Source organism: Streptomyces sp. NPDC087215, assembly GCF_044744885.1.
GTDB lineage: Bacteria > Actinomycetota > Actinomycetes > Streptomycetales > Streptomycetaceae > Streptomyces.
Window position 1 is genome coordinate 44,715 of record NZ_JBIUZD010000022.1, and the last position, 25,443, is coordinate 70,157.

Sequence of the window (25,443 nt, forward strand, 5' to 3'; positions counted from 1 at the left end):
ATGACCCCCAGGGCGAGCAGCACCACACATGCGGGATCGCAACCTGCGACCGGCCTTGACGCATCCATCGGAACCGGTCTGTCGCAGATGTCGGAGTTCAACGCTGCGTAGTCAGCACCGAACCAGCACGGGAGTCGGCACCGCACCACCAAAACGTGCCCGATCAGCGCAACCCGGGACAGCCTCCCTCCCGGCCCCTCTCGGGCCTTCGTCAGGGCCACCGCAGCAGGCCATGGAGGCCGGGCGCACACGGCACGCCCGAACTATGGTGTCCCACCACATACGCCCCTGACCTGCCCCTTCCTACGGTGTGGCGACACCGATACGTCCCCGTACCCGCCTGGAAGTGGTGCACATGGCCGCCGCAACTCCCTCCCCCACGCCACCCGGTTCGCTCAAGCGCATCGTCGCCGCCAGTCTCATCGGCACGACCATCGAGTGGTACGACTTCTTCCTGTACGGGTCCGCCGCCGCGCTCGTGTTCAACAAGCTGTTCTTCCCCGAGTCCGATCCGTTGGTCGGGACCCTGCTGTCCTTCCTGACGTACGCGGTCGGGTTCGCCGCGCGGCCGCTCGGCGCGTTGGTGTTCGGGCACTACGGGGACCGGCTCGGGCGGAAGAAGCTGCTGGTGCTCAGCCTGCTGCTGATGGGCGGGGCGACGTTCGCGATCGGGCTGCTGCCGACCCACGCCACCATCGGGTCCGCCGCCCCGGTCCTCCTGACGGTGCTGCGGCTGGTGCAGGGCTTCGCGCTCGGCGGCGAGTGGGGCGGGGCCGTCCTCCTCGTGTCCGAGCACGGGGACGCCAAGCGGCGCGGCTTCTGGGCGTCCTGGCCGCAGACCGGGGCGCCCGCCGGGCAGTTGCTCGCGACGGGTGTGCTGTCGGCGCTGACCGCGCTGCTCTCCGACGCGGCCTTCGCCTCCTGGGGCTGGCGCGTCCCCTTCCTCCTCTCCGGTGTGCTGGTGATCGTCGGGCTCTGGATCCGGCTGTCCGTGGACGAGTCGCCGGTCTTCAAGGCGGCCCTCGCCGCCGCCGAGCGGCGCACGTCCGAGCCCGGGGCCGCCACCGCCGCCGAGAAGATGCCGCTGGTGGCCGTGCTCAAGCACCACTGGCGCGATGTGCTGATCGCCATGGGCGCCCGGATGGCCGAGAACATCTCGTACTACGTGATCACCGCGTTCATCCTGGTGTACGCGACCACCCAGGTCGGGCTCTCCAAGCAGACGGCGCTGAACACCGTTCTCATCGGTTCCGCCGTGCACTTCGCCGTGATCCCGCTCTGGGGCGCGCTCTCCGACCGGCTGGGCCGCCGGCCCGTGTACCTGATCGGGGCGGTCGGCGTCGGCGCCTGGATGTTCCCCTTCTTCTCGCTGATCGACCGGGGAACCTTCGGCAGCCTGCTGCTCGCGGTGACCGTCGGACTGGTCCTGCACGGCGCCATGTACGCGCCGCAGGCCGCCTTCTTCTCCGAGATGTTCGCGACCCGGATGCGCTACTCGGGAGCGTCGATCGGCGCCCAGTTCTCCTCGGTGGCCGCCGGGGCGCCCGCCCCGCTCGTCGCGACGGCGCTGCTCGCCGACCACGGCACCTCGACCCCGATCTCCCTGTACGTGATGGCCGCCGCGCTGCTCACCGTCGTCGCCGTCGTGTGCGCCCGGGAGACCCGCGACCGCGACCTCGGGGAGATCGAGGAACGGACCGTCCCCGACGCCCGGGTCCGCGCCGACGCCTGACCGGCGCCTTGCGGATCGGCCCGTGCCCCGCTCCCCGCCGAGCGGGGCACGGGCCGTCCCGCGTCAGCGTCCGGTGACCGCGTCGGAGAGCGCGTGCAGGCGCAGTGCCAGCTGGATCTCCAGGGCGCGGGCCGGGGACTGCCAGTCGGGGCCGAGGAGCCGGCCGACCCGTTCCAGGCGCTGGGCCACCGTGTTGACGTGGACGTGGAGCGCGTCCTTGGTGCGGGCGGGGCTCATGCCGCCGGCGAAGTACGCGTCGAGGGTGCGGACCAGGTCGGTGCCGCGGCGCCGGTCGTAGGCGACGACCTGGCCGATCGTACGGTCCACGAAGCCGTCGATGTCCCGGCCGTCGGCGAGCAGCAGGCCCAGGAAACCGAGGTCCTCGGCGGCGGCGCCCTGACCCGAGCGGTGCAGGAGGCGGAGCGCGTCGAGGCAGCGGCGGGCCTCCTCGTACGCGAGGCCGACCAGGTCCGGGTGGTCGAGCGGGGCGCGTACGGCGGCGGAGGCGCCGACGGTGACCGGCTCGCGCAGGGTGCCGCCGAGGCCGCGGGCGGTCTGCCGGGCGAGGTCGGCGGCGCTCTCCCCGGAGCCCAGGGGCAGCAGCAGGACGGTGCCGCCGTCGCGTGCCGAGGCCAGTCCGTGGCGGGTGGCGGCCAGATGGGTGGCCGCGGCCCACAGGCGCTGCCGGTCGGCGCTCTCCCGTCCGCCCGCGTCGGGGTCGGCCGCGCTCTCGGACGGCCGGTCGATCCGGGCGGCGAGCACCACGTGCGGGGCCTCGCTGTCGGCGCGGAGCCGGGCGGCGCGCTCGCGGAGCAGGCTGCGGTCGCGGTCGGGCGCGTCGAGGAGGTCGTCGAGGAGTTCGCCGCGCACCCGCTGTTCGGCCTCGCCCGCCGAGCGGCGGGCGAGCAGCAGGAGCGAGGTGACCAGGGCGGCCCGCTCCAGGGTGCGCTGGTCGACGGGGTCGAGGTCGGGCTGTCCGTGGAGGACGAGGGCGCCCAGGGTCTCGCCGCCCGCGGAGACGGCGGCGACCCAGTCGGCGCCGTCGCGGACCGCGTGGCCGCCCGCGTGCCGGGCGGTGCCCGCGCCCTCCTCGGTGAACTCGACCGTGCCGCCGAGGACTTCGGAGACGGCTTCGGCGACGTCCTGGACGCCGCCGCCGTGCAGGACCAGTTCGGAGAGCCGGTCGTGGACCTCGGAGGCCCGCTCGATGACTCCGCTGTGCTCGCGGATGATGTCGTTGGCGCGTTCCAGTTCGGCGAGGGCCGAGCGGGTCTCGGCGAGCAGGTTGGCCGTGTCGATGGCGACGGCGGCGTGCGCGGCGAAGGAGCCGAGCAGGGCGACCTGTTCGCGGCCGAAGACCCTGGCCCTGCGGTCGGCGGCGAACAGGACGCCGATGACCTGGCTGCCGAGGCTGAGGGGGACGCCGAGGATGGCGACGAGGCCCTCGTCGCGTACGGCCGTGTCGATGGTCCGGGTGTGCTGGAAGCGCGCGTCGTCGAAGTAGTCGTCGGTGACGTACGGGCGGGCGGTCTGGGCGACGAGGCCGCCGAGCCCTTCGCCCATGCCCAGTCTGAGCTGCTGGAACCGGGCGGAGACCGAGCCCTCGGTGACCCGCATGTAGGTGTCCCCCGCCGCCGGGTCGTTGAGGCTGAGGTAGGCGACCTCGGTGCCGAGGAGGGCGCGGGCGCGCTGGACGATGGCGCGGAGGACCGCGTCGAGGTCGCGGAGTCCCGCGAGGTCGTGGGCGGTGGCGAAGAGGGCGGAGAGTTCCGCCTCGCGGCGCCGCCGCCCCTCCAGTTCGGCCCGGACGCGCAGGGCGAGCTGTTTGGCCTCTTCGAGTCCGGCCAGCGCCTCGGGGCCCGCGCCGCTCGCGCGGGCGAGCAGCACGGGCCGGTCGTAGGCCTCCGTGGCGGCGCCTCGGGCGAGGAGTTCCAGGTAGGAGACGTGTTCGTGGGACATGGACACAGGGATACCTGCCGTAGGTGTGGTCGCACCACCCCTGTGGACAAGCTCCCGGGGTGGGCCCGCTCGGGGGGCGGGCCGTCGCTCAGTGGGCGGTCCAGCCGCCGTCGAGGGTGAGGGAGGTGCCGGTGATGAACGAGGCCTGGGGGGTGCAGAGGTAGAGCACGGCCTCGGCGACCTCCTCGGGTTCGACGAGCCGCTTGAGCGCGGAGTCCTTCAGGAGGACCTCGGACAGGACCCGCTCCGGGGGGATGCCGTGGGCGGCGGCCTGGTCGGCGATCTGCCGTTCGACGAGCGGGGTGCGTACGTAGCCGGGGCTCACGCAGTTGGAGGTGACCCCGTGCGGGGCGCCCTCCAGGGCGGCGGTCTTGGAGAGCCCCTCAAGGCCGTGCTTGGCGGACACGTAAGCGGACTTGAAGGCGGAGGCGCGCAGTCCGTGGACGGAGGACAGGTTGACGATACGGCCCCACCCGCGCGCGTACATGTGGGGCAGGGCGCCCCGGATGAGCCGGAAGGGGGCTTCCAGCATCACGGTGAGGACGGTGTGGAAGACGTCCGGGGGGAACTCCTCGATGGGCCGGACCAGTTGGAGTCCGGCGTTGTTGACGAGGATGTCGGCGCCCGCCGCGGCGGCCTCGGCGGCGTCCAGATCGGTGAGGTCGAGGAGGCGGGGTTCGAGCTTCCCGGGGAGTCCGGTGGCCGCCTCGGCCAGGGCCTCCAGTCCGTCGGCCGCCCGGTCGACGGCTCTGACCCGGGCGCCGCAGGCGGCGAGCCGCAGGGCGCAGGCGCGTCCGATGCCTCCGGCGGCGCCGGTGACGAGCGCGGTGCGGCCGGTGAGGTCGAGGACGACGACCCGGGACAGGGGCGCGGCGGCGGGGGTGGCCGTCCCGGGGGCTGCGGGGCCCGGGACGGCCCGGCCGGGTGGGGTGCCGGGGCCGGGGGCGGCCCGGCCCGGGGTGGTGCCGGAGCCGGGGGCGGTGATGGGGGCGCTCATGTTCCGCACCCTATGAACGGGCCCCTCCCCCACCCATGTGTGCCGGAGACATAGTTCAGTCGGTTGCCGTAGTGCGGAACCATGTGGGTTCATCGGCCAGGGCCTTCTCGATCCGCAGATGGGAGAAGCGTTTCATCTCGGGCAGGTCGTCCAGGTCGAACCAGCCGACCTCGGTCGACTCGTCGTCGTTGACGCGCGCCTCGCCGCCCACCGCACGGCAGCGGAAGGCGACGTCCATGAACTGGCAGCGGTCGCCGTTGGGGTAGACGACGGGCTTGCGCAGGGTCTCGACGAGCACGATCCGCTCGACCTCGCAGTGCACCGCCGTCTCCTCGAACACCTCGCGGACCGCGCAGTCGGCGGGCTGCTCGCCGGGTTCGACGATGCCGCCGACGACCGCCCAGCGTCCGTCGTCGGACCGCCGCCCGAGCAGCACCCGGCCCCGGTCGTCGAAGACGACGGCGCTCACCCCCGGCAGGAAGAGGAGCTGATGGCCCACGGTCTCGCGCAGGGCCTGGATGAAGTCTGGGGTAGCCATGGGGCCGACCCTAGATCATCTACGGTGCCGGGCCGGGGCCGCGTCAGGAGCTGGGGCCGGTCCTGCGGACCCGTACGGAACGGAGGACGGACCAGCCGAGTCCGGCGGCGGCGAGCGCCACCAGGAGCGCCTCGGGCAGGGTTCCCAGCCGGGTCGCCGGGGTCAGCGAGGAACGCAGCGGCACCTTCTCGACGAGGACGTCGGGGGTGAACATCTTCGTCTCGGCGACGATCTCCCCGTCCGGGCGGATGATCGCGCTGACCCCGCTGGTGACGGGCACGACGACCGACCGGCTGTGCTCGACCGCCCGGACCCGGGACATCGCCAGCTGCTGGTAGGTCATCTCGCTGCGGCCGAAGGTGGCGTTGTTGCTGGGCACGGTGATCAGCTGGGCGCCGTGGGTGACGGTGTCGCGGACGGCCCAGTCGAAGGCCGCCTCGTAACAGGTGGCGAGGCCGACCTTCGTCCCGGCGAGGTCGAACACGCCGACCTTGCCTCCCGGGCCGAAGTCGCGGCGGACCCGGTCGACGTCGCTGTTGAAGATCCGGACGAAGGAGCGCATCGGGATGTACTCGCCGAAGGGCTGGACGTGCCGCTTGTCGTAGGTGGCGACCGGGCCGCGCTTCGGGTCCCACTCGATGAGCGTGTTGCGGAGCTTGCCGGTCTCGGGGGCGACGACCGCACCGATGACGGTGGGGACGCCGATGTCGCGGACGGCGCCGTCGATCACGTCGGACGCGTCGGCGTTCGCGTACGGGTCGATGTCCGAGGAGTTCTCGGGCCACAGGACGAAGTCGGGCTGCGGTTCGCGGCCCGCCCTGACGTCGTCGGCGAGTTCATGGGTGCGGGCGACGTGGTTGTCCAGGACGGCGCGGCGCTGTGCGTTGAAGTCGAGGCCGAGGCGGGGCACGTTTCCCTGGACGGCGGCGACGGTGGCGGTGCCGTCCTCGGCCGAGTCGTCGACCAGCGGGAGCGCGGCGAGGGCGCCGGTGACCGGCAGCAGCACGGAGAGCGCGGCGGCGGTGACGGGGCCGCGCGGGAGGGTGCCGGTGGCTCGGCGGGCGCTGATCCGCCGGTACGCCTCGTACAGGCCGAAGCCGCAGAGGGCGACGGCGAAGCCGAGCACGGGGGTGCCGCCCACTGCGGCGAGGGGGAGGAAGATCCCGTCGGCCTGCCCGAAGGCGATCTTGCCCCAGGGGAAGCCGCCGAAGGGCACGCGCGCGCGTGCCGCCTCCGCGAGGATCCACACCCCGGCGGCGAAGAACGGCCACCACGGGAGCCGGGAGACGGCGGCGATGCCGAGTCCGGCGCCCGCGACGAACAGCGCCTCGACGCAGGCGAGGGCGAGCCAGGGGACGGGGCCGACCTCCTCACCGGTCCAGACGAGGAGCGGCAGCAGGAAACCGAGCCCGGCGAGGTAGCCGAGGCCGAAACCGGCGCGGAGCCGACGGCCCCGCAGGGTCCAGCCGAGCAGAGCGAAGGCGGGCAGCGCGAGCCACCACAGGGGGCGCGGCGGGAAGCTCAGGTAGAGCAGGAACCCGGACAGCAGGGCCGTTCCGGGCCGTACGAGCCGCCGCAGCCGGGAACCCGGCGTGGGCGCGGGGTCGGCTCCGGACGCGTCGACGGGGGTGATGGTGGTGCTCACCTCGCGGAGTCTACGGGGCGCCCCTGTCGGCCCGGCGGCCGGTGGGGCCGGGACCGAGAACGCTCCGGGCGGAGGCGGCCGTCCGGAGCCGGAGCGTCCCGGGTGCGGGGCCGGGGTCCCGCCGGAGGCCGCCCGGCCCGTCGCCGGAGCACGGGCGGAGCGGTGCCCGGAGGGTACGGACAGGACGCGGGAGCGGGTGAGCCCGTATGCGGGTGTGGGTGGCCCGCGTATGCGGGGAGCGGGAGTGGGTGACCCGCGTATGCGGATACGGACAGGGCGCGCGGGTGGCGTCGGTTTTCGGCGTCTACGGGCGGGCGGGGGCCGGGCAGAAGGAGGCGACCGGCGTCTACGGTCAGGACCCCGGAAGGAGGGGTGACCGGCGTCCATGGGCAGAGGCCGGAAGCTGGGGCGACCTCGTACCCGTACTGCTCCTCGTACCCGTACTGCTCCTCAAGCGGTCGGCGGGTCCTGGCCGGGCCGCCCCGGCGTCGGACGGCGCCCCCCGGTACCGCCCGGCGCGTCACGCGCCGGTGGGGGCCGGGGGATGCGGGTCGGCGAGGTGGGCGCGGATGACGCGGACCGCCGATTCGGCGTCGTCGACGGTCACGGTGAACGTCCGTCCGTCGCCGAGGCGCAGGACCAGGCCCTCGCCGCCCCGGACGACGACGGCCGTGCCCTTCTCGGGGCGCCAGCGGTAGCCCCAGCCGCCCCAGTGGCGCGGGGTGACGCTCGGTGCGAAGTCGGCGCCGACGACATGGGAGAGCAGGATGCGGCGGCGCGGGAGGCCGATGTGGCCGCAGCGGACCTCCATCGCGCGGTCGTCGACCTTCACGGCCACATGGACGAAGGCGAGCGTGCCGAAGAGGACGAGGAGTCCGGCGGCGACGCAGCCGATCACGGCCATGAGGAGGGGTGCGACGCCCGAGGTCCAGGGCGATTCGACGGCGAGGGTGACGCCCAGGACCATGAAGGCGGCGCCCGCCAGGGCCGCGACCCACTGGAAGCGGTTGGTGGCGCGGCCGGTCCAGACGACGGGGCTCCGTTCGTCGGCGCGCGGGTTCCGGGCGGGGTGCCTCATGCCGGAAAGCGTACCCACGCCCCCATCGGAGCGCGACCGGTCGGTCACCTGGAGTCAGGGGCCGGCGGGTGGTCAGTGGGCGGCGGTCTCGGCCGCGAGGAGACGGCCCTCCGCGTATCCGAGGGCGGTGGCGGGGAGGGGGCCGGGGCGCCCGCTGAGGAGGACGGAGAGGATTCCGGTCGGGGCGGCGCCGGGGGCGGCCCCGACGCCGACGCGGCGCAGCGCCTGGGCGGCGACGGCGTCGGCGGAGCCGTGGAAGACGACCGGGGGGAGTCCGCCCCTGCGGCGGGTGGCGAGGGCGGCCAGGATGCGGTCCTCGACGAGTTCGTAGTGGGTGCAGCCGAGGACGACGGCGCGGACGTCCCGGGGGGTGAGCGCGGCGGCGGCGGCGACGGCACGGTCGACGGCCTCGGGGTCGGCGTGCTCGACGGCGTCGGCGAGGCCGGGGCAGGGCACCTCGGTGACCTCGGCTCCGTCGGCGAAGTCCCGGATGAGTCCGCGCTGGTAGGTGCTGCCGGTGGTGGCGGGGGTGGCCCAGATGGCGACCTTGCCGCCGTCGGCGGACGCGGGCTTGACCGCGGGCACGGTGCCGATGACGGCGATGTGCGGTTCCAGGACGGCCCGCAGCGCGGGCAGGGCGTGGACGGTGGCGGTGTTGCAGGCCACGATCAGGGCGCTCGGGTCGTGCTCGGCGGCGGCGAGGGCGACGGCGAGGGCGCGGCCCGTGAGGTCCTCGGGGGTGCGCGGGCCCCACGGCATCCCGTCGGGGTCGTTGGACAGGAGCAGATCGGCGTCGGGCCGGAGACGCCGCACCGCGGCCGCTGCCGGGAGGAGGCCGATTCCGGAGTCCATGAGCGCGATCTTCACCCGGTCACCCTAGCCGATGGGCTCCTCATCCCCCTCGTTCTGGGGCAGACTGCCGCGAATGAGCACCCTCGCCTGGTTCGCGCTCGCTTCGCTGCTCGTCTGGGTCTGGCTGCTGCTGGGCCAGGGGTTCTTCTGGCGCACGGACCAGCGGCTGCCGCCGGTGTCCGGGGCACGCGCGCGGGTGGCGGCGGAGGGGTGGCCGCGCGTGGTGGTGGTCGTCCCGGCGCGGGACGAGGCCGGGGTGCTGCCGGTGAGCCTGCCGTCGTTGCTGGCGCAGGAGTATCCGGGGGTCGCCGAGGTGATCCTGGTGGACGACGGGAGCACGGACGGTACGGGGGCGCTGGCGGCGGGTCTCGCTGCCCGGTGCGGGGGGCTGCCGCTGACGGTGGTGTCGCCGGGCGAGCCGGAGCCGGGCTGGACGGGGAAGCTGTGGGCGCTGCGGCACGGCATGGCCCTGGCCCGCGCGCGGGAGCCGGAGTTCCTGCTGCTCACGGACGCGGACATCGCGCACGAGCCGGACAGTCTGCGGCTGCTGGTGTCGGCGGCGGTGGCGAACGAGCTGGATCTGGTGTCGCAGATGGCCCGGCTGCGGGTGACGACCGGATGGGAGCGGCTGGTGGTGCCCGCGTTCGTCTACTTCTTCGCGCAGTTGTATCCGTTCCGCTGGATCAACCGGGTGCGGCGGCCGTGGGCGACGGCGGCGGCGGGCGGTTGTGTGCTGCTGCGGACGGAGGCGGCGGTGGCCGCGGGGGTGCCGGAGTCGATCCGGCAGGCGGTGATCGACGATGTCTCGCTGGCGCGGGCGGTGCGGCGTTCGGGCGGGCGGATCTGGCTGGGGCTCGCGGAGCGGATCGACAGCGTGCGTCCCTATCCGGGGCTCGGTGAGCTGTGGCGGATGGTGGCGAGGTGCGCGTACGCGCAGCTGCGGCACAGCCCGGTACTGCTGCTGGGGACGGTGGCGGGCCTCGTCCTGGTCTATCTGGTGCCGCCGGTGGCGCTGGCCGGGGGGCTCGCGGGAGGGGACGCGGCGGCGGCGTGGGCGGGTGGTGCGGCGTGGGCGGTGATGGCGGGGACGTACGTGCCGATGCTGCGGTACTACCGGCAGTCGCTGTGGCTGGCGCCGTCGCTGCCCTTCACCGCGTTCCTCTATCTGCTGATGACGCTGGACTCGGCGGTGCGCCACCACCGGGGTGTCGGCGCGGCGTGGAAGGGGCGGACGTACGCGCGGCCGGAGGCGGCGGGGGAACGGTGACCGGGTGCGGGCGGCCCCCGCGAGCGGCCGGGGGCGGTTCGTCGGGGCGGGGAGGCCACGGGTCCGGGGCGTCCGGCGGGAGCACGGGCCGGGCGTCCGTCCGGCGGGAGCACGGCGTCGGTGATCATCCGGAGGGGCGTCACCGGAAAACATTTCCCGACACGGGGAGTAGCCTGATCAATTCGGCGCGTGCGCGGTGTCCCGCGCGTCCGCGGATTTGACGCCCAATCATGCCCATGATCGCTTCACCCACCCCTTCTCGGCACCTTTTCTTTATGTTTTCTTCATGCCTGGGGCGCCGGATCGGCCCGAGCGGCCGGACCCACCGGTAACCCCCTCCGAACTCGGCTTTTACACGATCTTGCCGTCGCGCGCCGCCCGTTTTTGTCACGTTCGCTCGGATTGGGGATCGGCTCGCCCCCGGAGCCCGGCAAACAACCCTCAAATCAGGCTCCCCAACCGGCACATCGTGGGTTTAACTTATGGCCATGACCTCCCCCCGCTCCACCTATGGAGGCGGTTACCACACCGCGCCGTCCTTCCCGGACACCCCGATCTACGACTCCCTGGTCGCGGAGCGGGGCACGCCTCAGATCGCCCCGATCAGAGTGCCCGCCGCCTACGACACCGGCAGCAGCTTCCCCGCCCCTGGTTCCTACCTGCCGGCGCTCCCCTCGGCACTGCCCGCCCTCCCGGCCGCGCCCTCCCCGCAGCCCTCGTACGGCAACGGCTACGGATACCCGCAGCCGGTACCGCAGATGGCTCCCGTGCCCCTGCAGCACGCCCCCGCCCCGTACATCCCGCAGCAGCAGATGACCCCGCGCGGTCACCAGGGCGCCCCGTACCAGCAGCAGCCGCCCCGGCCCGCCCCGGCCGGCTACGAGGCGATGCGTCCCGCAGGCTACGAGGCGATGCGCCCGGCGGCCCCCCGGCCCGTCCCGGCGCCCGCGCCCTACGAGGACCCGTACAACCGTCCCTACCAGGGCGGGGGTTACTGACCCGTCCCCGCCGGACGGCGCCCGGACCGGAGCGGCTGGCAGGATGAGGACATGCCGACTCCGCTCCTCCGCTCCGTCCACGTCCACCCGGTGAAGGCCATGCGGGCGCTGTCCCCCGAGGCGGCCGAGGTCCAGCCCTGGGGGCTGGCGGGGGACCGCCGCTGGGCCGTCGTCGACACCGCGGGGAAGGTCGTGACCCAACGCCGTACCCCCCGGATGGCGTTGGCCACGGCGGAGCCGCTGCCGGGCGGCGGAGTCGTCCTCTCCGCGCCCGGCCGTCCGTCGCTGCCGGTCGGGGTGCCGCACCCCTCGGCCACGCTGACGACGGAGATCTTCGACAAGCCCGTGGAGGCGGTGCCCGCCGGTCCGGCGGCGGACGCCTGGGTGTCCGCCTTCCTGGAGGGCGCGTTCCGGCTGGTCCACATGGACGCGCCCGAGCACCGGCGCCCGGTGGACCCGGAGTACGCCCTGCCCGGCGAGACCGTCAGCTTCGCCGACGGCTATCCGCTCCTCGTCACCACCACCGGCTCGCTCGACGCCCTCAACTCCCTCGTCGCCGAGGGCGACCACGCCCACGAAGGGCCGCTGCCGATGAGCCGCTTCCGGCCGAACCTGGTGGTCGGGGGGACCGCTCCCTGGGCCGAGGACGGCTGGACGCGCCTCACCGTGGGAGAGGTGACCTTCCGGGTCGCCCGGCCCTGCGGGCGCTGTGTCGTCACCACGACGGACCAGCTGACCGCCGAACGCGGCAAGGAGCCGCTGCGGACCCTCGCCCGGCACCGCAGGCGGGACGGCCGGGCCGTCTTCGGCCAGAACCTCGTCCCCGAGCACACCGGCACCGTCCGGGTCGGCGACGAGGTGAAGATCCTGGACTGACGGGGCCGACCGGCCCGAGCGGGCCCGGCGGACGCCCGGCGGGCCCGGCCGCGGGACGCCCGTCACACTTCCCCGGCCCGACGGGCGGGGAACCCCGCCCCGGGGCACACTCGTTGGAGGACCGGTGAACGACGAGGGGGTGCTGACGTGCGCGCAGCCATCGGCCTCTGGCGCTGGCGGCACAATCCCCTGCGCCGGGCCACGGACCTCGCGGAGGCGTGGGTCGCCTTCACGGCGGCGGCACTGCTCTGTCTGCTGGTGCCGCTGACCGGCTGGGCGGCCGGAGCCTCAGCCGACGCCTCGCTCCAGCGCGCGGTCCGCGCGCAGCACGAGCAACGGCTGCCGACGACGGCCCGGGTGCTGCGGTCCGCCGACCGGCCCGCGGGCGGTGCGGGGACGGCCGACGTGGCGGGCGAGGAGCGGCTGCGGCGCTCGGTGGTGGCCCGGTGGACCGCGCCGGACGGTTCGGTCCGTACGGGCACGGTGACGACGGCCCGACGCACTTCCGCGCCCGGCGCGGACTTCGCCCTGTGGACCGACCGGAGCGGACACCCGGTGGCCGCTCCGATGCGGGCGGGCGCCGCCCGCGCGCACGCGGCCATCGCGGGGCTGACGGCCGCGCTGCTCACGGGGCTGATGGTGGAGACGGTCCGCCGTCTCGCCGTCCGCAGGCTGGTGCTCCTGCGGTACGCGCGCCTGGACCGCGCGTGGGCCGCGACGGGACCGGACTGGGGACGCACCGGCACCGGCAGCTGAGCGGGGCCGTACACCCGGAAGGTACGGACGGGGTACGGCGGCCCCGCGCGCCGACGGGCGGGACTGAGGGACGGAGTCGGCGCGGTGCGGCGGGCCCGGTGGCCCCGCCAGGCCGAGAGGGCGAGCGGGAAGGACGTACTGCGGGCGCTTCGGCGGCCGGATGCACGAGCGGCGGTTCCGGGGGCGTACGGCTCCGGACATACGGCCCGGACGCGGCGGCCCGCCGCGACGGACGGCCCGGACAGTGCCCCTCCAGTCCTACCGCCCCGCCGACGCGAGCGCGCACCCCGCCGCCGGTCACCGGACCCACGAGGCCCGCTCGCCCCGACCGCACCGACCGCACCGACCGGGCCCACGGCCGTGCCCCGCCCGGCGGGCGGACGAACGTACCGCCGTGGCCGGGTGGCCACGGGGAAACGGTTCTCCGGTCCGTACCGCCCCGGCCGCGCCGCGCGGGGGCCGTGGATCCGTGCTCGTACCCCGGTGTCCAGGCCGCCGGAGTGCGCCGGGCACGACCGACCGCGACCGCCCCGCGACCGCCCGCGACCGAGCGGGCACCCGGCCCGCACCGGTGCGGACATGGGGGCCTCGACCCGTCAACCCGGTGGCCCCGCGCGCGCTACGGTGGGGCATCGGATCACCGGCGAGGCATGAGGCGGGGGCAGGACACACCCATGGCACAGGGCACGGTCCAGGTGACGCACACCGGCACATCGCGGTGGCGGCGCCGCACGGGTGAGTACCCCTCGCTTGCGGCCGCTCTGGAGGCCGCCGGGGACGGGGACGTGCTCACCGTCGCCCCCGGCACCTACCGGGAGAACCTCGTGGTGCTGCGGGCGGTCACCCTGCGCGGACCCGAGGGCTCGGTCGGCTCCGTGCGGATCGCGCCGCCGGACGGCGTGCCGCTGACGGTCCGCGCCTCCGTGACCGTGCGGGACCTGCACATCGAAGGGCAGGACGTGGCCGCGCCCGCGCTGCTCGTCGAGGACGGCACCCCCGAGCTGCTGGACCTGAGGATCATGACCCGCTCGGCGGCCGGGATCGAGGTGCGGGGCACGGCCCGGCCGACGTTCCGCCGCTGCACGGTCGACAATCCGGCCGGGATCGGCATCGCCGTCGTCGACGGCGCGGGCGGGGTGTTCGAGGAGTGCGAGGTGGTGTCCGCGGGACAGGCGGGGATCTCGGTGCGCGGCGGGGCACACCCCCGGCTCGAACGCTGCCGGGTGCACCACGCCTCCGGCGCAGGGATCGCCGTGACCGGCGAGGGCAGTGGTCTGGAGGGGATCGGCTGCGAGGTGTACGAGATCAAGGGCGCCGGTCTGCAGATCGCGGGCAGGGCCTCCGCGCACTTCACGGACTCCTCGGTGCACCGCACCTCGGCGGACGGCATCACCCTGGACACGGACGCGGTCCTGACGCTGTCGGACTGCGACATCCACTCCGTACCGGAGAACGCGGTGGACCTGCGGTCCCGGTCGGTCCTGACGCTGACCCGGTCCACCGTCCGCAGGTTCGGCCGCAACGGCCTCTCGGTGTGGGACCCGGGGACCCGGGTGGACGCCCACCAGTGCGAGATCCACGACAGCACGGGCGACTATCCGGCGGTGTGGGTCAGCGACGGGGCGACCGCCGTCCTGGAGTCCTGCCGGGTGCACGACGTGCCGGACGCGCTGTTCGTCCTCGACCGGGGCTCGCGGGTGGACGTCGTCGACAGCGACCTCTTCCAGGTCCGGAACACGGCGGTGTCGGTGAGCGACGGGGCGTCCGCCCAGCTCGACGACTGCCGCATCCGGGAGGCCTCCACGGGCGCCTGGTTCCGGGACCACGGCAGCGGCGGCACCCTCGCCGGCTGCACCATCGACTCGGTGCAGACCGGTGTCATCGTCACCAAGGGCGCCGACCCGACGATCGACCGGTGCACGGTCACCTCGCCCGCCGAGGCCGGTTTCTACGTGTCGGCGGAGGGCCGGGGCACCTTCACCGGCTGCCGGGTCACGGGCAGCGGAGGGTACGGCTTCCACGTCACCGACGGCTGCCGGACGACCCTGCGCAAGTGCCGTACGGAACGCTGCGCGCGCGGCGGCTACGAGTTCCCCGAGGAGGGCGCGAGCGCGGAGGACTGCACCAGCGACGAGAGCGCGGTCCGCTCCTCGGTGCCCGACGGCGGGACGCTCCCGTCCTCCGTACTGTCGGGCGGGGTGCTCGGCAAGACGTCGGGCGGGGTCCTGGGCCCGGTCCCGGGCGAGGTCCTGGGCAAGGTGCCGGTGCCGCGCGCCACGCCTCCCCCGGCCGCGCCCGTGGCGGTCGTCCCCCCGGCGCGTTCCTCGCAGGACGTCCTCGGGGAACTGGACGGTCTCGTGGGTCTGGAGAGCGTCAAACTGGAGGTGCGGACGCTCACCAACATGATCGAGGTGGGCCGCAGGCGGCAGGAGGCGGGCCTGAAGGCGGCCTCGGTCCGCAGACACCTCGTCTTCACCGGCAATCCCGGCACGGGCAAGACGACGGTGGCCCGGCTGTACGGGGAGATCCTGGCCTCGCTCGGGGTCCTGGAACGCGGGCACCTGGTGGAGGTGTCCCGGGTGGACCTGGTCGGCGAGCACATCGGCTCGACCGCGATCCGTACCCAGGAGGCCTTCGACCGGGCGCGGGGCGGGGTGCTGTTCGTCGACGAGGCGTACGCCCTGTCGCCGGAGGACTCGGGCCGGGACTTCGGCCGGGAGGCGATCGACACCCTGGTGAAGCTGATGGAGGACCACCGGGACGCGGTGGTCGTCATCGTCGCCGGGTACACGACGGAGATGGAGCGCTTCCTGACGGTCAACCCCGGTGTCGCCTCGCGTTTCTCACGGACCATCTCCTTCGGCGACTACGCGCCGGGGGAACTCCTGCGGATCGTGGGCCAGCAGGCCGACGAGCACGAGTACCGGCTCGCGCCCGGCACCGACCGGGCGCTGCTCGCGTACTTCACGAAGCTGCCGAAGGGCCCGGCGTTCGGCAACGGGCGCACCGCCCGCCAGACCTTCGAGTCGATGGTGGAGCGGCACGCGGGCCGGGTCGCCGAGCTGGCCGAGACCAGCACGGACGATCTGACCCTGCTCTACCCGGACGACCTGCCGGAACTGCCCTGACCCCGTTCTAGCCGGGCGGCCTCCCGGGACCGTCCTGGTCCGAGGGTTCGTGGTCGTGGTCGCCCCGCTGCCGGGGCAGCGCGGGCGGCAGCCGGTCGAGGAGGCCGGTGCGCCGCCGGGCGAACGCCGGGTCGGCCTGGTACTCGGAGTGTCCGAGGATGGGCTCGGGCAGCGGATGCGCACGGGTCCTGCCGTAGACGACGGGGTCGAGCAGGGCCTTCGCGTCGACGACGGGCCTGCCGTCGTCCGCCGGGACCCGGACGGGTCCGCCGATGGGGTCGGTGGCCCGGTAGAGGTTGCTCCAGCAGTGGACCGTGCGGTTCAGGGCGCGGAGCGCCTCGGGGCCGAAGTAGGTGGGGAACCAGCGGCCGTAGAGCCGCTCCAGGGGTGAGCCGTAGGTGAGGAGCGCGACCCGGCGGCGGGTGGCGGGCCGTAGCTGCCAGACGGCGGCGGCCGCCAGGACACTGCCCTGGGAGTGTCCGGAGATGACCAGTCGGCCGCCGGTGGCGCGGGTCCAGGAACTCATCCGCCAGGTGAGGTCGGGGACGGCCCGCTCGGCGTAGCAGGGCGGGGCGAACGGGTGGGCGGCGCGGGGCCAGAAGGTGCCGACGTCCCAGAGGATGCCGATGGTCCGGCGGGCGGAGGCGTCCTTGTAGGCGCGGCGGCCCCAGGTGACGAAGAACAGGAAGCCGAAGCCGATCATCCAGGAGCCGAGGGCCTGGGTGGCGGAGGCGAGGGAGGCGACGGCCGGGTGGGCGCCGTCGAAGGCGCGTCCGGGGACGTTGCCGCTGGCCCAGGCGCCCACGACGGAGCAGGCGCCGAGGAGGAGGGTCGCGCCGGAGACGACGCCGACGAGGAGGGGAGCGGAGTCGGTGAGCCCCGCCCGTGCCCGGTCGGCCGCGATCTGACCGGTGCGGACCGGGTCGTGCTCGTCGGTGGGGTAGTCGGCCTCGACGGCGGCGCGCAGCCGCCGGGCCGCGAGCACGGTCCGGACGCCGAGCAGGACGGCGGGCACGAGCAGCAGCAGGATCAGGACGGGGATCACGGAGGCCTGCCAGCTGAGCAGTACGGGGGGTGCTATCCGGGGGCCGGAGTCGCCCATGCCGGGGGTGGCGGGTCCGTCGAGCCAGTCGGCGACCCGCTGGGCCACTCCCCCGGACATGACGCCGCCGAGGGCGCAGGCGAGCATGGCGACGGCGGGCCCGCCGAGTCCGCGCAGGGCGGTGCGGGGGTCGCGGCGGGGCCGTTGGAGGAGCAGGGCGACGATGCCGAGGGCGACCACGAGGACTCCCTGGGCGACGGTGAGGCCGCCGAACACGGCGTCGCCGGGGAGGGTTCCGGACGAGGCCCAGCCGGGGCGGGTCCAGGAGGCGTAGAGGGCGGTCAGCGCGAGCAGGGCGAGGGAGGCGCCGGGCAGCCAGGAGACGAGGGCCTTCTCCAGGCGCAGGTCGAGACGGCGCTCGCTGCGGCCACGGCGGCACACCACCCAGAGGACGATCCCGGCGAGGACCGCGACGGCGGTCTGCAGCATCCGGCCGAGGAGGTCCCCGGCGCCCGGCAGACCGGTGTCGTGCCGGACGGCGGGGGTGACGACGGCGGCGGCGACGGTGAGGAACCCGGCGGCGGTGTGGGCGGCCCGGAGGCGGGCGACGAGCCTGCGGCCGTACCAGAAGCCGGGTCGGCCGAGGGCGGCGCGCAGTTCGACGGGCGGGGCGGTGTCCGGGGCCCCGTCCACCCTTCCGGACGGTCCTCCCGGCGGACTTCCGGACGGGCCCGCGAAGGCGCTCCCGGTGGCGCTCCCGGTCGTGTGCCCTTCGGCGGGTGGTGTCCCGGGGTGTTCCGCACCGCTCGGTACGGGGGTGGCCGGCGCGTCGAAACCGGTGGGCGGACGCTGGGCCTCGTACGCGCTCCACGTCCGGTTCGACAGGTACCAGAGCAGGCCGACGAGCAGCGTCGGCACCAGGGCGGCGAGGGCGAGACGGCGGCCCGGGAGCGACCACCAGCCGCCGCGCCCTGCGGAGAGGAAACCGAGCCACGAGTACCCGTCCGCGCAGGAGCCGCCCGCGCACTGCCAGGCCGTCAGGTCGAGCGCGACCTCGCAGGCGGCGGCGGTGAGCAGCACGGTGAGGGTGAGGGCGACGAGCCGGACGAGCACGCCGTACAGCCGGACGAGGGCCGCGCAGTCCCGGGCGGGCGGGCGCATCCAGTGCGCGAGGTTGGCGACCATGAAGGGCAGCAGGAGCAGCCACAGGGCGCGGGCCCCGTCGCCGGAGGTGAGGTTGGACCAGACGTACGCCTCCCGGACGGGTCCGGTCGCGTACCGCTCGGGGTGTTCCTCGGCGTCGAGGTCGTCGGCGCGGCGGTACACGGCGGCGGTCCGGTCGCCGGTGACCCGTACGGTCCTGGGGTCGTCCAGCATGTCCTGGGGGGTGGTGCCGCCGACTCCGTGCACGAGGAGTTCGAGCGCCGGGCCCTCGCTCTCCGGGGCGGGTGTGGCAGGGGACACTGAAGCGGCTTCCTCTCGGGGTGGGAAGATGCGACGTCGGCAACAGCTCGGCACCAGGATCGCGGAAGGGAACGCGGCGACGCGCCGTCCCTCACCGAATCCGACGTTCATCCCCTTGTCTTCTGCGGAAGGACCGGCCCCGGCGGTGACTGACAACCAGAACCTCCTCGCGGAGCAGCGGCGCGCCCTGATCCTCGACGAGGTCCGGCGGCGCGGCGGTGTGCGGGTCAACGAGCTGACCCGTCGGCTGAACGTCTCGGACATGACGATCCGCCGCGACCTCGACGCGCTGGCCCGGCAGGGCATGTTGGCGAAGGTGCACGGCGGGGCCGTACCGGTGGCCGAACCCAGCGCCCACGAGCCGGGGTTCGAGGCCAAGTCGGTGCTCGAACCGAGCGCCAAGGACGAGATCGCCCGTGCGGCGGCGGCGCTGGTCGCGCCGGGCACCGCCATCGCGCTGTCCGGCGGGACGACGACGTACGCCCTCGCCCGGCATCTGCTCGACGTGCCGGAGCTGACCGTGGTGACGAACTCGGTGCGGGTCGCTGACGTGTTCCACGAGGCGCGGCCCGGGGTCGGTGGTGGGGGCGGGTCCCGGGTGGGGGCGGCGACGGTGGTGCTGACCGGCGGGGTGCGCACGCCGTCCGACGCGCTGGTGGGGCCGGTGGCGGACCGGGCGGTCCGCTCGCTCCATTTCGATCTGCTGTTCCTCGGGGTGCACGGGATCTCGGCGGAGGCGGGGCTCTCCACGCCGAACCTGGCGGAGGCGGAGACCAACCGGTGTCTGATCCGGTCCGCGCGCCGGGTGGTGGTGGTCGCGGACCACACCAAGTGGGGCACCGTGGGCCTGAGTTCGTTCGCCGACCTGGCGGAGGTGGACACCTGGGTGACGGACCGGGGGCTCCCCGGGGGCGTACGGGCCGAGGTCGTCGAGCAGTTGCCGGGGCTCGTGGTGGCGGGCGAGGAGCAGTTGTGAGCCCCGCGCTGACGGGACAGGCGGCGGACCGCTTCGTGACCGGACCCGCCACGGGCCCCTTCGCGGCCGGTTCCGCCACGGGCCCCTTCCGGACGGGACCGGTCACGGGCTCCTTCCTCGCGGGACCGGCCACAGGCTGCTTCCCGGCGCGGCCCGTCCCGCGCCGTTCCGGGGCGGGGCGGTCATGAGCCGCTTCGGAGCGGGGCCGTCATGAGTCTCTTCCGGCTGGAACGGGTGGTGGCGGCGGCGCCGGAGGAGGTCTGGCGGCGGCTCACCGACTGGCCCGCGCACGGCCGTCAGGTGCCGCTGACCCGGACGCGGGTGCTGACGCCGGGGCCGAACCGGACGGGGACGCGGTTCACCGCGCGGACCGGGATCGGCGGGCTGTCCTTCGACGACCCGATGGAGGTCACGCGCTGGGAGCCCCCGGTGGCGGACCGGGCCGGGACGTGCCGGCTGGAGAAGTCGGGCCGGGTGGTGCGGGGTTGGGCGCTGGTCGAGGTGGCGGGGGCGCCCGGTGGCGGCAGCCGGGTCGTCTGGACGGAGGAGCTGTCGGTGCGCGGGGTGCCCGGGGCCTTCGACCCGGTCCTCGCGCGCGCGGGAAGGTTCCTGTTCGGGCGGGCGCTCGACGGACTGCTGGGGGTGCGGTGAGGAGCCCTTCGGCGGCCTTCCGGAAGACCCCGGATCTCACCCTCCCGGGAGACCCCCGACTCCCGCCTCCCGGGAGGCTCCGGCTCCCGACTTCCCGGAAGATCCCGGCCCTTGATCTCCAGGACCGCCCCGGGATCTCCAGGACCACCCCGGATCTCGCCAACTTCCTTCCGCCACTGTGCTGCTGACAGCAAGTCAGCTACGGTCTCACTTCCGTTTCCGTCCTGGAGAGGTTCGGCCCATGGCACGCCGACTGAGGCCGGTGGAGCTCGACTTCACCGTGTCCGCGCCCGTCCGTCTGGTCTTCTCGGCGGTGCTCGCCGCACCTCCGCCGGCCGTCTACCGGTCGCTGGCCGTGGAGGTGGGGAGCCTGCCCTCCTGGTTCACCGCGGTCGCCTCCGCCGTACCGACCGGTGACGGCACGGGCCGTACCGTACGGCTGCGCGGCGGGGTCCGCTTCGAGGAGACGATCCTCGCCGCGGAGCCCGACGTCCGTTACGCCTACCGGGTGGACGTCACCAACGCGCCCGGCGTGACGGCCCTGGCGGAGGAGTGGGCCCTGCGGCCCGAGGGCCGGGGGACCCGGCTGCGCTGGACCATGGCCGCCGACGGGGCGCCGCCGTTCCGGCTGGGCCTGCGGCTCGCCGGACCGGGCCTGGCGCTGTCCTTCCGGGACGCCGCGCGCCGCCTCGACCGGCGGCTCACTCCGGCCAGGCCCCCGTCGCCAGGAACCGGTCGATGACGGCGGTGTACGGGGCGATGTCGAGGCCCTGGGCGGCCAGCCAGTCGTCGGAGTAGTACTTGTCGAGGTAGCGGTCGCCGGGGTCGCAGAGAAGCGTCACGACGCTGCCGGTCCGCTCGTCGGCCACCATCTCGGCGACGATCTTGAAGGCGCTCCACAGGCCGGTGCCGGTGGAGCCGCCCGCCTTGCGGCCGATGGCGGCCTCCAGGGCCCGGACGGCGGCGACGCTCGCCGCGTCGGGCACCTTCATCATGCGGTCGACGGCCCCGGGCACGAAGCTGGGTTCCATCCGGGGGCGGCCGATGCCCTCGATGCGCGAGCCGCAGTCGGCCGTCGCGTGCGGGTCGTGGTGCGTCCAGCCGTCGAAGAAACAGGAGTTCTCCGGGTCGGCGACGCAGATGCGGGTGTCGTGCTGCATGTAGTGGACGTAGCGGGCGATGGTGGCCGAGGTGCCGCCGGTGCCCGCGGTGGCGACGATCCAGGTGGGTTCCGGGTACCGCTCCAGCCTCAGCTGCTGGTACATCGACTCGGCGATGTTGTTGTTGCCGCGCCAGTCGGTGGCCCGCTCCGCGTAGGTGAACTGGTCCATGTAGTGGCCGCCGGTCCGCTCGGCGAGCGCCGCGGACTCCTCGTAGATGGTGCGGGAGTCGTCGACGAAGTGGCACTGTCCGCCGTGGAATTCGATGAGGCGGCACTTCTCGGGGCTCGTGGTGCGCGGCATGACGGCGATGAACGGCACCCCGATGAGCTTCGCGAAGTACGCCTCCGAGACGGCGGTCGAGCCGCTGGACGCCTCGATGACGGGCTTGCCGGGCCGCACCCAGCCGTTGCACAGGCCGTACAGGAACAGCGAACGGGCCAGACGGTGCTTGAGGCTGCCGGTGGGGTGCGTCGACTCGTCCTTGAGGTAGAGGTCGATGCCCCACTTCTCGGGGAGGGGGAAGCGCAGCAGGTGCGTGTCGGCGGACCGGTTGGCGTCCGCCTGGACCTTGCGGACGGCTTCCTTGAGCCAGGCGCGGTACGCGAGGTCGCTGCGGTCGACGTCGACGGTCAGCGTGGCGGCCGGTCCGTCCTGAAGGCTCTTCTCCGTGGTGCTCATCGGTGCCTCTCCTCGTTCGGCTCCCCCGTTTCCCCCGGGGCGCCCCACCGCCGACGATACCGCTCCCACCTGGGCAAACGTTTCCTTTGACTCCCCATAGGGATGACTTGCGGAGGGCCACTGGTGCGGGCGGCGGAGGCCCGGCACACTGGGAGTGACAACGGGCAAGAGGGGTGGGATCGGCATGTCGAAACCCGAGTTCAGTGCCAGGGGCGTGGGCATCGTCCGCTGGCCGAGGTCGTTGACGCGCGCGGGCGAGGTGCGGATCGAGGACGGCCGCCTCGCCCTGCTCACCAGTTACGGCAGCGAGATCGACAGCGCGCCCGTGGGCGCGGTCCGGGCGGGGCGCCCGTGGTTCGCGAAGCCCGACGAGGCGGTGGCGACCGTGAACGGCACCCGGTACCGCCTCAGACTGCACCGGGAGGAGTGCCCCGACCCCGACGGAGCCGCCGTGGAGGGCGAGGACGGGGCGCGGACGACGGGACGGTTCCTGGCCGCGCTGAAGCGGGCGGCCGGACGGCGCTCGGGCTGAGACGACGGACGGCGGGACGGTACGGAGCCGGGTCGTCCGGCGGCCGGAAGCCGATGCCCGCCGGTCGCCGTGAGTTGCGGGACGGTCACCACTGGCTCAGGCTGGAACCACCTCACCGAGGGTTGATCGGTGGTGACGACGCGTTCCCGCCGTCACCCTGCTGTACCGCATGAGAGATCGGAATCTTCGTCTTCTTCCGGACCACTTCGGGGAGTCGCAGCCGTGATCAGCGAGCCGAGCAGGTACTACGCGGTGGAGCTCCACGCCCTGCCGTCGCGGATCGGACAGGTCCGCAGAATTGTCTCCGCGCATCTGCGCCACTGGCATCTGGACGCCCTGGTCGATCCCGCCGTCCTGGGCGTCACCGAACTCCTGACCAATGTCCACCGGCACGCCCGGCCGGACAAACGGTGCACCGTCGAGGTCGAGCTGCTGCTCGACCGGCTCACGGTCTCCGTCCGGGACCACGACCCCCGGATGCCGGAGGCGGGCGCCCGGGACCCGCTGGACGCCTACGACGAGCTGGCCACCTCCGGGCGCGGCCTCGCCATCGTCGGCGCGGTCAGCGAGAGTTGGGGGGTGCGTCCCTGTGGGACCGGAAAGATCGTCTGGTTCACGCTGGCGGCGCCACCGGACCCGCACGACACGGTGGAGCGCTGCCGCGATGTGGTGTTCGGGGCCGTGGCCGAGAGCCTGGCGTCGGCGTACGGGACGGCCCCCGCCGTACCGGTGGGGGCGTCGGTCGCCCCGGGACCGGTGTCGGCACCGGCGGTGGCCGGGGCGGGGCCCGTTCGGGCGGCGGGTCCGGTGAGCAGCCGGGAGGACCGGCTCTCCCGGCCCGTCCGCCCCGCCCGACCGGTCCTCGCGGGCCGGACGGACTGAGTGGGCGGGCCGGGCCGGGCGGGCCGCCCGGAGCGGGCCCGAAGGCCACGCCGACCGTGAGTCACGACGGTCCACGGGTCACCCGGCGGAAGGCCGCAGGACCGGGGTCATCCCCGGCGCCCCCTGGGATCGTCGGCGCGGCGCCCGAACTGCTCCTCCAGGACGGTCAGACGGCGCCAGTACTCGTCCTCGTCGATCTCCCCGGCGGCGAACCGGTGGCCGAGCAGGGCGAGGGGCGAGTGCTCGTCGGGGCCGCCGCCGCGAAGGCGCGGGTCGCGCCCCCGGCGCCATCCGACGCGGCGGGCGACGGTGACGACCCCGATGACGACGGCGGCCCAGACGAGGGGGACGAACAGGACCCACGGTCCGGGGCCCCCTTGGGCGAGTGCGTTCATGACGGTTCAGCTCCTCGGTGCGCTGTGGCGGTGTCCGTGGTTCGAGCCTCGCTCCGGGAGGGGGGTCGGGGCGTCGTACGGACAGCGGCTTCGCGCGTACGCCGGAGGGAGTACGGCCGGGGAAGCGGCGGAGATCACGGCGCGGGGCCGGGCCATGGAACGGGCGTACGGGCGTACGGGCCGACCGGGCTACCGGGGCGCCGGACGCGGCGGACCCACCGGACCCATCTGGTCGGCCGTGACGCCGCCCCGGCCCGCCCCGCCCCGGGCCGGGGCATCCGGCGTCAGGCCACCGCGACGAGCGTCAGATAGGCGATGCCGAGGACGCCCCGGTAGCCGTGGAGCCAGGCCGAACGCTGGCGGTCCACCCGTTCCCGGGTCTCGGCGGCGAGCGGATGGCCGGGACGGGCGGCGAGCCAGAGCTCGGTGTCGTGGCGGTAGCCCGATTCGAACTCCTCCCACTCCTCCGCGCTCGCCGTCTCGATCCACGCGGGCCGGAACCCCGCCTCGACCGTCAGGTCCACCAGGGCGCCGAGACCCAGATGGTCGCCGATGTGCGCGCCGGGCCACATTCCGGCCAGTTCGGCGCCGGTCGGGGTGCGTTCCCAGAAGCCCTCGCCGAGGACGACCCGGCCGCCCGGACGGACCAGCGAGCGCAGCGCGCGGAGGGCGACGGCGGGGTCGTGCGGTGGTCCGGGCTCACAGAACGCCTGGCTCGCGCCGAGGCAGAGGACCGCGTCGGCCGGGCCGAGGGCGGCTCCGCGCGCCGACTCCTCCACGAACGCGACACGGTCGGCGAGCCCCCGGGACTCCGCGAGCGCCCGGCCCCGGGCCAGGTCCTCGGCGTTGATGTCGATCCCGGTCCCCCGGGCGCCGGGTGCCGCTTCGAGGACCCGCAGGAGCAACTCGCCCCAGCCGCAGCCGATGTCGAGGACGTCGGCGGGCCGGGTGGCGGCGAGGCGCCCGACGATGCGGCCCGCACGGGACTCGGAGAGCGGGCCGTGGAAGGTGAGGCCGCCGAGGCGCGGGGGAAGCCCGGAGTCGTATGAGGTCATGGGGCGGAACGGTACGTCCCGGGGCCCCCGCCTCCCAGTGGTTTTCGCCCCCGGCCGCCGGGGGCGCGGTCCCGGCCGCCCCGCCCTAGCCTGGGAAGGGTGTACACCATGCGCGTGTCCCGCCGTGTCGCCGCTCCGCCCTCCGTCGTCTACCGGGCGCTCCTCGACCCGGAGGCCGTCGCGCGCTGGCGGGTGCCGTACGGGATGACCTGCGAGGTCCACACGTTCGACGCGCGCGAGGGGGGCACCTTCCGGATCTCCCTGACGTACGAGGACGAGGGCGGCGCCACGGGCGGGTCCGGGGCGCGCACCGACACGTACCACGGGCGCTTCGCGGAACTACTTCCGGACGAACGGGTCGTCGAGGTCATCGAGTTCGAGAGCGGCGACCCCCGGTTCCAGGGGGCGATGAGCCTCACGACGACTCTGGTGCCGATGGACGGCGGGACCGAGGTGGTCCTGGTCCACGAGGGGATCCCCGACGCCGTGTCTCCCGGCGACAACGAGACGGGCACCCGAATGGCGCTCGACCGGCTGGCCGCGCTGGCCGAGGGGCGCCCGGAGGTCCGAGGAGCGGGGCGCCGGAGGTCATGAGGGGCGGGCGGGCCGCCCGGACCGGGAGGCCCGCTCGGACCGGCTGGGGCGTGTTTCGAAAGGAGCGCCGTCTGCCCGGAGGGCAGGCCTGGCGGCGTCCGGTGCGTGCGACCGCAAGGCGGAGGGTCGCCCCGATACCGGTTGTATCGGGGTGTCCCGACAACGCGGCGAGCGTGCGTGCCAGA

The 25,443-nt window shown here is 74.5% G+C and carries 22 protein-coding genes; 12 read left to right on the plus strand and 10 right to left on the minus strand.

Features of this window, described 5'->3' with window-relative positions:
• Nucleotides 1–355 precede the first annotated feature (355 nt).
• Entirely contained in the window at nt 356–1,732 is a 1,377-nt protein-coding gene (locus ACIO92_RS32195; RefSeq protein ID WP_366445881.1) for an MFS transporter, read from the plus strand.
• A gap of 63 nt (nt 1,733–1,795) precedes the next feature.
• On the opposite strand, the gene ACIO92_RS32200 is transcribed toward ACIO92_RS32195, so the two are convergent.
• From ACIO92_RS32200 to ACIO92_RS32225, 6 genes are all read right to left on the minus strand, one after another.
• On the minus strand, nt 1,796–3,691 hold the full coding sequence (locus ACIO92_RS32200) for a GAF domain-containing protein (RefSeq protein WP_366445882.1): 1,896 nt from the start codon (nt 3,689–3,691) through the stop codon (nt 1,796–1,798).
• Between the two features lie 88 nt (nt 3,692–3,779).
• On the minus strand, nt 3,780–4,688 hold the full coding sequence (locus ACIO92_RS32205) for a 3-hydroxybutyrate dehydrogenase (protein ID WP_366445883.1): 909 nt from the start codon (nt 4,686–4,688) through the stop codon (nt 3,780–3,782).
• 55 nt (nt 4,689–4,743) lie between these two features.
• Nucleotides 4,744–5,226, minus strand: a complete 483-nt coding sequence (locus ACIO92_RS32210; protein ID WP_366445884.1) for an NUDIX domain-containing protein — start codon at nt 5,224–5,226, stop codon at nt 4,744–4,746.
• 43 nt (nt 5,227–5,269) lie between these two features.
• Nucleotides 5,270–6,871: an apolipoprotein N-acyltransferase gene (gene lnt, locus ACIO92_RS32215; RefSeq protein WP_366445885.1), complete on the minus strand. Its 1,602-nt coding sequence runs from the start codon at nt 6,869–6,871 to the stop codon at nt 5,270–5,272.
• A gap of 520 nt (nt 6,872–7,391) precedes the next feature.
• Complete coding sequence (locus ACIO92_RS32220) at nt 7,392–7,949, minus strand: hypothetical protein (RefSeq protein WP_366445886.1); 558 nt, start codon at nt 7,947–7,949, stop codon at nt 7,392–7,394.
• A 72-nt stretch (nt 7,950–8,021) separates the two neighbouring features.
• Entirely contained in the window at nt 8,022–8,816 is a 795-nt protein-coding gene (locus tag ACIO92_RS32225) for an aspartate/glutamate racemase family protein (RefSeq protein ID WP_366445887.1), read from the minus strand.
• A 58-nt stretch (nt 8,817–8,874) separates the two neighbouring features.
• On the opposite strand from ACIO92_RS32225, the gene ACIO92_RS32230 reads away from it, so the two are divergent.
• The 5 genes from ACIO92_RS32230 (at nt 8,875) to ACIO92_RS32250 (ending at nt 15,826) form a co-directional block, all read left to right on the plus strand.
• Entirely contained in the window at nt 8,875–10,068 is a 1,194-nt protein-coding gene (locus ACIO92_RS32230; protein ID WP_401243096.1) for a glycosyltransferase, read from the plus strand.
• 488 nt (nt 10,069–10,556) lie between these two features.
• Nucleotides 10,557–11,066 (plus strand): DUF6643 family protein, encoded by a 510-nt coding sequence (locus tag ACIO92_RS32235; RefSeq protein ID WP_402060827.1) that lies wholly within the window; start codon nt 10,557–10,559, stop codon nt 11,064–11,066.
• Between the two features lie 51 nt (nt 11,067–11,117).
• A complete protein-coding gene (locus ACIO92_RS32240) occupies nt 11,118–11,942 on the plus strand; it encodes an MOSC N-terminal beta barrel domain-containing protein (RefSeq protein WP_366445890.1) in 825 nt (274 codons plus the stop codon).
• A 147-nt stretch (nt 11,943–12,089) separates the two neighbouring features.
• Nucleotides 12,090–12,698 (plus strand): hypothetical protein, encoded by a 609-nt coding sequence (locus tag ACIO92_RS32245; RefSeq protein WP_402283940.1) that lies wholly within the window; start codon nt 12,090–12,092, stop codon nt 12,696–12,698.
• A gap of 674 nt (nt 12,699–13,372) precedes the next feature.
• The gene (locus ACIO92_RS32250) at nt 13,373–15,826 is read left to right on the plus strand and encodes a right-handed parallel beta-helix repeat-containing protein (RefSeq protein WP_366445892.1); all 2,454 of its coding nucleotides are present in this window, start codon (nt 13,373–13,375) and stop codon (nt 15,824–15,826) included.
• Between the two features lie 7 nt (nt 15,827–15,833).
• Here the strand turns inward: ACIO92_RS32250 and ACIO92_RS32255 are convergent, their stop codons facing one another.
• A complete protein-coding gene (locus ACIO92_RS32255; protein ID WP_402283942.1) occupies nt 15,834–18,332 on the minus strand; it encodes a hypothetical protein in 2,499 nt (832 codons plus the stop codon).
• Between the two features lie 145 nt (nt 18,333–18,477).
• On the opposite strand from ACIO92_RS32255, the gene ACIO92_RS32260 reads away from it, so the two are divergent.
• From ACIO92_RS32260 to ACIO92_RS32270, 3 genes are all read left to right on the plus strand, one after another.
• On the plus strand, nt 18,478–19,308 hold the full coding sequence (locus ACIO92_RS32260; RefSeq protein ID WP_366445894.1) for a DeoR/GlpR family DNA-binding transcription regulator: 831 nt from the start codon (nt 18,478–18,480) through the stop codon (nt 19,306–19,308).
• 210 nt (nt 19,309–19,518) lie between these two features.
• Complete coding sequence (locus tag ACIO92_RS32265; protein WP_401243110.1) at nt 19,519–19,959, plus strand: SRPBCC family protein; 441 nt, start codon at nt 19,519–19,521, stop codon at nt 19,957–19,959.
• Nucleotides 19,960–20,200: 241 nt separating this feature from the next.
• Complete coding sequence (locus ACIO92_RS32270; protein WP_366445896.1) at nt 20,201–20,701, plus strand: SRPBCC family protein; 501 nt, start codon at nt 20,201–20,203, stop codon at nt 20,699–20,701.
• Here the strand turns inward: ACIO92_RS32270 and ACIO92_RS32275 are convergent.
• Entirely contained in the window at nt 20,661–21,800 is a 1,140-nt protein-coding gene (locus ACIO92_RS32275) for a PLP-dependent cysteine synthase family protein (protein WP_366445897.1), read from the minus strand. The two genes, ACIO92_RS32270 and ACIO92_RS32275, sit on opposite strands and share 41 nt — an antisense overlap.
• Nucleotides 21,801–21,984: 184 nt before the next feature.
• Between ACIO92_RS32275 and ACIO92_RS32280 the strand changes: the two genes are divergently transcribed.
• Entirely contained in the window at nt 21,985–22,332 is a 348-nt protein-coding gene (locus tag ACIO92_RS32280; RefSeq protein WP_366445898.1) for a hypothetical protein, read from the plus strand.
• A 222-nt stretch (nt 22,333–22,554) separates the two neighbouring features.
• Nucleotides 22,555–23,214, plus strand: a complete 660-nt coding sequence (locus tag ACIO92_RS32285) for an ATP-binding protein (RefSeq protein ID WP_402060835.1) — start codon at nt 22,555–22,557, stop codon at nt 23,212–23,214.
• 107 nt (nt 23,215–23,321) lie between these two features.
• Here ACIO92_RS32285 and ACIO92_RS32290 read toward each other — a convergent pair whose 3' ends face one another.
• On the minus strand, nt 23,322–23,609 hold the full coding sequence (locus ACIO92_RS32290; RefSeq protein ID WP_366445900.1) for an SHOCT domain-containing protein: 288 nt from the start codon (nt 23,607–23,609) through the stop codon (nt 23,322–23,324).
• Between the two features lie 284 nt (nt 23,610–23,893).
• Nucleotides 23,894–24,664 (minus strand): SAM-dependent methyltransferase, encoded by a 771-nt coding sequence (locus ACIO92_RS32295; RefSeq protein WP_402283945.1) that lies wholly within the window; start codon nt 24,662–24,664, stop codon nt 23,894–23,896.
• Nucleotides 24,665–24,763: 99 nt separating this feature from the next.
• Between ACIO92_RS32295 and ACIO92_RS32300 the strand changes: the two genes are divergently transcribed.
• Nucleotides 24,764–25,258, plus strand: coding sequence for an SRPBCC family protein (locus ACIO92_RS32300; RefSeq protein WP_402283947.1), 495 nt, complete (start codon nt 24,764–24,766; stop codon nt 25,256–25,258).
• Nucleotides 25,259–25,443 lie beyond the last annotated feature (185 nt).